The sequence below is a fragment of the Bacillus sanguinis genome, from assembly GCF_018332475.1.
In the GTDB taxonomy this organism is placed as follows: Bacteria; Bacillota; Bacilli; order Bacillales; family Bacillaceae_G; genus Bacillus_A; species Bacillus_A sanguinis.
The window spans coordinates 1-8,643 of sequence record NZ_BOQB01000087.1 but is presented as its reverse complement, the minus strand read 5'-3'; the positions used below and the strand labels follow the sequence as shown (position 1 = coordinate 8,643).

Here is an 8,643-nt window from a genome sequence, read left to right as displayed (position 1 = left end):
CCTTGGTATACTTAAAAGGTAATTTGGGGTATTAAGATGAATTGATAGAGGTGTTTGTGTGGAATTATTTGAGTTTTATAAAAAAAGGGGAAGTTTAAGTGTTTGATTGGAATTGGGCTCTTTCTTTATGGATTAATTGGTATATATAATACTCGAGGTAATATTAATTGGGGACCAGTAATTTTTATTATTATAGTTTCATTTGTTGTTTTTGGTATTGGATTTTGGCAACTAAGAAAAGGCGATTTATTAAAAGAAAATATAGTTGAAAATGATTTGAAGTTTTGGGATATCGATACTTATATTTTGTTAGAATTACCTGAAAATAATAAACATTTGGGCTTATATACTCCTGATGGGATATATGTAGCAGGAACAAAGATGGTTTCTTCAACATTACCTGTTTTAAAAAATAAACAAGTTTTTGGATTGGAAGCAAGTGATGGAGAAATTCTAGCATATTTTCATAGTGAAGTTGAAAATTATGATTGGGCTATTTATGATTCAAATTATAATTGTGTAGGGATGTTTAAAGAAAATATGATACAAGGATTTGGAATGGTACGTGGTGCTTTAACGAATGAAAAAAAGATAAAAATTTCTGAAGTAGAAGTTGAATTTGATTTTTTCGAAACTTCTTTTCGTACAATGGATAACCGGATATTAATAAACTGTAAAAGAGGATATATGCCTTTGGAATGGAGCGAAAGATTCGGATTAAATGTACCTATTATTAAATTAGGTAATAATATTTCTAATGCTGAAAAGATATTTGGTTTAGGGGTTCTTATCTATATTTTAGAAACAATTAAAGTAAGAAAGAGTAGGATTTTTAATGATTAGAGTTTCAAAAATTATTTAAAAAAGAAATTGAAGAAAAGCAGTGATTCTTTTTAGGTGTTGGTGTTTTTGAAATAGTTAAAGAATGGATCTTAATTCACATATACATAAAAAAGGGGAATTTCTATGAAATCATTACGTTTATTTATGATTCTCACTCTTGTTGTATTCTTAAGCGCATGCAATACAGCAACACAAGTTACAAAGGTTCAAAAAAATGGCGAAACGACTTTAAAAATTGGTTCTCTGCAAGGGTATTACGATGTACAAACGCTTAAAGCTGAAAAAGGAAATGTGGAAATCCCTTATGAAGCAGCTGTTGAAGAAGGTACGATTTTATTACAAGTTACAAAAGCTGATAAGGTTATTTATGAAGAAGAAATCACTTCTCAAAAAGAAGGTTTGCTTTCTTTTGAAGCTCCAAAATCCGGATCATATGATTTAATTGTACGCGTGAAGGGTGAAAAAGAGAAAGCAAAAGAAATTCAAATACATACTAAGCTATGAAAAAACGGCAAGTGGAGTGCACCCGCTTGCCGTTTCCATTTTCAGTTGATTTTGTCACAACATATGTTTATCAATCTAAGAGATGATCTTCCGAAATTCCTCATGAAGTTAAAATAAGAGATGAACAAAAGAAAATTTTACAACTTTGGGATGTTAGTAACGGAATTTATAACTCTCTTTTACATGATAAAAAGATTGGGTTTGATACATTTTTATTCGAAAGAGATGTAGATGGTAAAAAGCAAGTAGTAGTATTTAGGAGGAGGGACATAAGGTGATGCTCTTTTTGGAGAAGGTGTCCTAGACCTTACTACCGATATTGATTATATATGGGGGGAAATAAGTTGAAAAGCATTGAAGTTCTAAATACATATATTGAAGGGATTTCTGTTGCAATCCCTACGTGGTTAAAGCATCTAATTGAGGCAGAGGAGATACATCAAAACTATGAGAATGTACAAGTACTTGGTGCATTAAAAACAGATGCGGTGTTGTACTATGTACACCGTACACTGCAAGTGTTAGATGGACTGTCTTTAGATGAAGAAGCATATCGTATTATTGAAAAGATACTAACGTATAGTGAGCTTGCAAAGGTAGGATCTTTAAAACAGCGGGAGCAATGGAAGAAAAAAGGGATTAATCTATTGGTACATAACGAGGGTTCTGCTGATATCTTTAGTGATATTCAGTTTATTGAACGTGTAGAGACAAACTTAAACTCTACTGAGTATTTGTTTATTCAAGATTTAATTAGAACACATGGATTAATCGGGCAGTATATACGCGGGGAGGCTCGTTTGGACTCTCATGTTGATTTAATTAACACATATAAAGAAGAATATGGAGACGTTAGGTTAAAGGAGATTCTATACTATCTTAACCAATGCATTATTGAGGGCGTATCAAAAGCTTTGTGGAGTGAAGTGAAGAACGATGTGAAGATTACAATTGATGGTCTGTTTGATGGTTATATGGAGCCATTTACTTCTCGTATACATAGACTCACGCCAAAACATAAGGAGTCAGCATTTGAAAAAGATATAATTATGGGGAGCGAGAAGAGTGACGTTCAAACATTCCTATCTAATAAGGATTTGTGGTATGTAGAACCTTCTATGCATGCTCTTAGCTTTGAGGATATTTGGACAGTTTTTGTTATGTTAAAGAATGAGATAGGCACTAGAAAAGTTCAGCATATACATTTCGAGAAGTTGATGCAGCAGTTGCATTATGATTTCAAAGGCGAAAAAAAGGACAACGTGTATCGTAAGCGGGTTATTGAAAAGTATTTACGGGAGTACCGTGAGAACGAGAAACCAAATACAACGCATGTTTCTTTTCAGGTTAAAGTCGATGAAGATATGAAGACTGCGTATGTGTCGTTTCAGTTTTCTGCTGTAGGTGAGGCGTTAATTACCTTTTGTGTAGAGGCAGAAAAGATAGATATGATGCATGCTCGGGCAAATGTGCTGCTGTTTGATTTCTTCGGGTTACGAAAGGATGCATATGATAGATTCCATAACGAAGAAGTGTATCTGGAGCATATGAATAGCTCGGCTGATGATAAACGAATTATTCTTGATTATATAAAGGGAGATATGATTGTAGATGTCGGAGCCGGTGGTGGTGTCATGCTAGACATGATTGAAGAAGAGACCGAGGATAAACGAATCTACGGTATCGATATTTCCGAAAACGTGATTGATACGTTGAAAAAGAAGAAGCAGAACGAGGGGCGTTCTTGGAACGTCATTAAAGGAGATGCAATCAATTTAAGCAGCTCATTTGAAAAAGAATCGGTTGATACGATTGTATATTCTTCTATCCTTCATGAGCTGTTCTCTTATATCGAGTATGAAGGTAAGAAATTTAATCATGAAGTAATTAAAAAGGGGCTGCAGAGTGCTTATGAGGTGTTAAAGCCAGGAGGCCGTATTATCATTCGTGATGGCATCATGACCGAAGATAAAAGGTTAATGCGGTTGATTCGTTTTAAAGATGCAAGCGGAATGAAGTTCTTAGAGCAGTATGTCCAAGAATTTAAGGGGCGTATAATCCAGTATGAGGTACTTGCAGACAATACAGTCAAAATGCCTGTTAATGATGCAATGGAGTTCTTATATACATATACCTGGGGCGAGGACTCTTTCGTTCATGAAGTGCAGGAGCAGTTTGGAATTTTTACGCCAAACGACTACAAGGACTTCGTAAAGGGTATCTTTGGAGATAAAGTAAATATCGTTCAAGCTATGAACTATTTGCAGGATGGATATACAAACCATCTTAGCGAGAAAATCGAGTTTACAGATGAGTCTGGGGATGCGGTTGCGCTACCAGATAGTACGTTCTTTATGGTTTTAGAAAAGAGGTAATGATGTTGAAAAACTTTAAAAATACTATTTTAAAACAACTTAATTTAACTTTGATGAGTTGAAGAAAGCCGCGATGTTTATAAAAAGTTGTGTAGCTTTACCCCTTTAGATAATTTAGTCTAAAGGGGTATTTATATTAAAAAAAGAGATTCTGTAATTGTTGAAGAGGAAGGTAGAAATTTTAGATCAACAGCAGGGGAGGAAGAGTATTATTTGTGATGCATCTCACACCATAAATACATATATAACTTTACAATTGGAATATCAATTGATGGGAGGTTAATATTGATGAACCTTGATTTTAATGATAATCCGTTTATTGTAATATGGGAGTTGACAAGAGCATGTCAATTAAAATGTCTGCATTGTCGTGCAGAAGCACAGTATCATCGTCATCCTCTAGAGCTAACATTTGAAGAAGGAAAGAAACTAATTGATGATATATATGAAATGGAAAATCCAATGCTTGTATTTACTGGTGGAGATCCATTAATGCGTCCAGATGTATATGATATTGTGGAATATGCAGTGAAAAAAGGTGTTCGAGTATCTATGACACCAAGTGCCACCCCGAACGTTACGAAAGAAACGATTCAAAAAGCAAAAGAAGTAGGACTTGCTAGATGGGCATTTAGTTTAGATGGACCAACAGCTGAAATACACGATCATTTTAGAGGGACAGAAGGGTCATTTCAATTAACGATGAATGCAATTCGTTATTTGCATGAATTAAAAATTCCTATTCAAATTAATACTGTTGTTTCTAATTATAATGTGGATGCACTTGAAGAGATGGCAGTGTTAATAGAAGAATTAGAATGTGTACTCTGGAGTATATTTTTCTTAGTTCCAATAGGGCGAGGGAAGGAAAAAGATATGATTTCACCAGCTCAACATGAAAGGGTATTCCGTTGGCTATATCAACTTAGTAAAAAGGTTTCTTTTGATATTAAAACAACAGCTGGTCAGCACTATAGACGTGTTGTGATCCAAGAAAAAATGAAAGAACATAAAAAGGAAAAACAGGTCATTCAATATCAGGATGTATTGATGAATGGGATGACGGGGCGAGTTAATGGGCTTGGGCGTGCTCCAAAAGGGGTGAATGATGGAAACGGTTTTGTATTTATTTCTCATATTGGAGATGTATATCCAAGTGGGTTATTGCCGATTAAAACCGGGAATATTAGAACAAATTCGCTAGCTGAAATCTATCGGAACTCCCCTGTTTTTCAAAATCTTCGTAATCCTGACAAGTATAAGGGAAAGTGTGGTGTTTGTGAGTTTCGATATGTTTGTGGGGGATCTCGTTCTAGAGCATATGCAATGACGGGGGATTATATGGAAAGTGAGCCTTTCTGCGTATACGTACCAAAAGCATTGCGAAAACAGAAAAAGAACATAAAAAAGGGCTATGAGTAAAAGCTTACTCACAGCCCTTTTTTAATGTTTTATAAAGTATAGTACTTCGCATCCTTCATTAAAAATTCGCTACCTATAACTGTTGTACTGAAACAAGTTTTTTACACATGTATTCTATTAAACCGATTTTAATAAAGAATAAAAATTCGTATCATAGGGAATGTCATCTTGATACATATAATTCTTTAGAACTCCTTCTTTTTCAAAACCTAATTTTAATAGCAATTTATTAGAAGCTTCATTTTCAAGAAATACAATTGCCCCGATACGCTTTAAATGAATGGTATGGAAACCGTATGATATAACTTCAGAAACAGCTTCAGTTGCATATCCTTTTCCCCAGTGTTCAGGGAAAAAGGCATAACTTAAATTGGCCCGTTTATGCTCAGAAGACCAATCGTGAAAACCGATGGTACCAATGAGTTCTTTCTTGTTTTTTAATTCGATTCCCCATTTTATACCGCTTCTTGCATTGTAACTGAGCTTAAAGTTATGAATGATTTGTTTTACTTGATCAACATCCTGTAATGGTTTTTGGCCATAATAGCGCAGTACGTCAGTATTAGAGAAGCATTGTAGTATACTCGGTGCATCTTCTTCGGTAAGTTCTCTTAAAATGAGTCGTTCAGTTTTCAATATAGGAAACATGCTTTCACTCCATTTCTTTTGAAACTAGAATGTGTTGTTATTATATAATCTAGTCTGAAAATAAAGATTATTCAAGAGGGAAGTATAGTTTTGATTTGTGATAAAATTGATTGTGGAATATATTTCAAAAAGAGGTTTGTATATGGAGAAAAATTCAATTTTAATTGTAGATGATGATCAAGATATTGTTCGATTTATAAACGTGAATTTAATGCAAGAAGGTTTTAAAGTTTTTAGTGCTCATAACGGAGAAGAAGCTTTAGAAATTATAAATAATAACAGTATTCAACTTGCTATTTTGGATATTATGATGCCACAAATGGATGGGATAGAATTGTGTAGACGGATTAGAGAGAAACATAGTTTACCAATTATATTTTTAAGCGCCAAGTCATCGGATGTAGATAAAGTTGTTGGATTTAGTACGGGAGCAGATGATTATATTGTGAAGCCGTTCAGTACAATTGAATTTATCGCAAGAGTGAAAGCCCAATTAAGAAGGTATACATATTTCAATCAAAATGCTGTCCAAGTAATAGAAAAGAAAATAAACATTAGAGGTTTAGAAATAGATGAAGTGTCGAGAACAGTAATGTTATATGGAGAAACAATCAATCTTACAAAAACGGAATATGAAATTTTGTACTTAATGGCAGCTGCAAAAAATCGTGTATTTACTATTGAAGAAATATATGAGAGCGTTTGGAAAGAAAGGGCTTATGAAAGCAATAATACAGTAATGGTTCATATCGCAAGATTAAGAAATAAAATTGAAGAGAATCCAAAAGAACCGAAGTTTATTCAAAATGTTTGGGGAGTCGGATATAAAATTGAAGATTAAATCATTACAAGGCATTAGAGCTAAGTTTTTTAGTGCATTCATATGTAGTATTTTGTTAGCAACTGTAAGTATAATATTGTTTCAAATTGTAATTAGAAATATATATAGTCATGTTACTGCGTTAGAGGAAAAGTATTCATTTTTATATTTAATAGCTTTTTTAACTTTTACTACAATATACTTTGCATTCATGACCAAAACAATGATGAAAAGATTATCTGAAATTAACAAGGGTGTGAAGGAAATAAGTAGTGGTAATTTGGAAATACATATACCTGTTTCAAAAAATGATGAGATTGGTGAATTAGCAGCGAATGTTAATAGAATGGCTAAAAGTTTAAAAAAGTCTATCGAAAATGAAAAAAGATCGCAGGAAATGAAGAATGAAATGATTAGTAATATTTCTCATGACTTACGAACACCTGTAACATCTCTAATCGGTTACACGGACCTGTTAGGAAATAAGCTTCATTCAAATAGAGAAGAATGTGAACAGTATGTAAGTATATTAAAGCGAAAAAGTTATGAATTAAAAAATCAAGTAGATGATTTATTAGAGTATTGTCAAATAAATTATAAGGAAATTGAATTACATAAAAGCATAGTAAATGTGAAAGCGTTCATTGAACAAATTATGATTGATTTTGTACCACAACTAGATGATGCCGATATGAGCTTTTGTATGAAAGGTGATAAGGAGTTACATGTGGAAATGGATGTAGCGCTTATGGTGAGGCTGTTCGAAAATGTAATTAGTAATAGTATTATGTACGGGAAAGACGGAAAACAGATTTTGATTCAAGTTTCTAAAAGAGACATGAATGTTGAAATAGAAATTAAAAATTTTGGACAATGCATTCCGAATGAGAACCTTCCTTACATTTTTGAGAAGTTTTATCGTGGTGAAAAATCACGTAGCTCTTATACGGGTGGAAAAGGAATGGGGCTTGCAATTGCGAGAAGTATAGCAGATCTTCATAAAGGGGATATCACTGTGCGCAGTAACGAGAAAGAAACGGTTTTCACTATCGTTTTACCGCGTTATAAAGAATTGTAAGAAAGTCGTAAGTATTTCTTTTATATGTCGTAATTTTTACTTCGTATTATGTAGAACAAAGATATGAGAGTGAGGATACAACATGTGGAAGAAATATGTATTAATAATTTTAGTTGCATTTTTAATTATAAGTTGGAGTGTAGTTTATTTAGCTAAAGGTTTTATAGCAGTCATTTTTTGGTGGAGTATACAAGCCTTTAGCATAGTATCACTCTTTATTTTGATAGGATCAGTTTTACTATTTGTGTGGAAAGGAATTTTCAGAAAGCGAATAGATAGAGCGCTACTCTTCATCGTTCTTTTCTCTATAATTGGAGCTTGGCCTTTAGGGTGGTTTGCTAACATAGGGGGACTTGCTTATCCAGCAGATGTACATTCTATGAATCCTAAAGCAGTAGTTCGCTTTCCTTTGAATGAACGGGCATTAGTGGGATGGGGCGGTGATCGAATAGAAACGAACTATCATGTTATAAAACCGAATGAACGCTGGGCATATGATATTCTTATTCCGCCTGCTGAAGTGAAAAGTAGTAAGTTAGAGGATTATGGAATATATGGAGCGGAAGTAATGGCACCAGCTTCTGGAACAGTTGTATCTATCAATAATGATGAAAAAGATGTAGTTCCAGGAGAGGATGATTTTCAGTCAATGGCGGGGAATCATATTTATTTACGACTAGATAAATCAGGGACATTTATGGTTCTGGCCCATTTAAAGAAAGGATCAATTAAAGTGAGGGAAGGCCAACATGTAAATGAAGGAGAGGTTCTTGCCCAAGTCGGTAACTCGGGAAGTTCAAGTGAGCCGCATTTGCATATTCATCATCAAAGACAGGATCCATCCAAGGTGAGCATATTTCTTTCGGAAGGATTACCACTGTACTTTCGAACTGAAAAAGATGTGATAATGCCGGAAAGAGGTACATACATAAGTGGTAATAAGAAAAGGTATT

At 33.9% G+C, this 8,643-nt stretch carries 7 protein-coding genes and 1 pseudogene; 7 read left to right on the top strand and 1 reads right to left on the bottom strand.

The window, feature by feature from the left end; translation table 11 throughout:
* The first annotated feature begins 58 nt into the window (after positions 1 to 58).
* The 4 genes and pseudogenes from KI369_RS11590 to KI369_RS11575 all read left to right on the top strand — a co-directional run bounded on the left by KI369_RS11590 (position 59) and on the right by KI369_RS11575 (position 5,144).
* A pseudogene (locus KI369_RS11590) lies at positions 59 to 843 on the top strand (ABC transporter ATP-binding protein).
* A 123-nt stretch (positions 844 to 966) separates the two neighbouring features.
* Positions 967 to 1,347, top strand: a complete 381-nt coding sequence (locus tag KI369_RS11585) for a BA_1872 family lipoprotein (RefSeq protein ID WP_212956024.1) — start codon at positions 967 to 969, stop codon at positions 1,345 to 1,347.
* A gap of 329 nt (positions 1,348 to 1,676) precedes the next feature.
* The gene (locus KI369_RS11580) at positions 1,677 to 3,722 is read left to right on the top strand and encodes a class I SAM-dependent methyltransferase (RefSeq protein ID WP_212956023.1); all 2,046 of its coding nucleotides are present in this window, start codon (positions 1,677 to 1,679) and stop codon (positions 3,720 to 3,722) included.
* 288 nt (positions 3,723 to 4,010) lie between these two features.
* The gene (locus KI369_RS11575; RefSeq protein WP_212956022.1) at positions 4,011 to 5,144 is read left to right on the top strand and encodes a TIGR04053 family radical SAM/SPASM domain-containing protein; all 1,134 of its coding nucleotides are present in this window, start codon (positions 4,011 to 4,013) and stop codon (positions 5,142 to 5,144) included.
* A 117-nt stretch (positions 5,145 to 5,261) separates the two neighbouring features.
* Here the strand turns inward: KI369_RS11575 and KI369_RS11570 are convergent, their stop codons facing one another.
* A complete protein-coding gene (locus KI369_RS11570) occupies positions 5,262 to 5,792 on the bottom strand; it encodes a GNAT family N-acetyltransferase (protein ID WP_212956021.1) in 531 nt (176 codons plus the stop codon).
* 142 nt (positions 5,793 to 5,934) lie between these two features.
* On the opposite strand from KI369_RS11570, the gene KI369_RS11565 reads away from it, so the two are divergent.
* The 3 genes from KI369_RS11565 to KI369_RS11555 all read left to right on the top strand — a co-directional run.
* Entirely contained in the window at positions 5,935 to 6,633 is a 699-nt protein-coding gene (locus tag KI369_RS11565) for a response regulator transcription factor (protein ID WP_212956020.1), read from the top strand.
* Positions 6,623 to 7,690 (top strand): sensor histidine kinase, encoded by a 1,068-nt coding sequence (locus tag KI369_RS11560; RefSeq protein ID WP_212956019.1) that lies wholly within the window; start codon positions 6,623 to 6,625, stop codon positions 7,688 to 7,690. The genes KI369_RS11565 and KI369_RS11560 overlap by 11 nt, the downstream gene beginning before the upstream one ends.
* A gap of 82 nt (positions 7,691 to 7,772) precedes the next feature.
* The coding region (locus tag KI369_RS11555) for a M23 family metallopeptidase (protein WP_212956018.1) at positions 7,773 to 8,643 on the top strand (871 nt) is incomplete at its 3' end.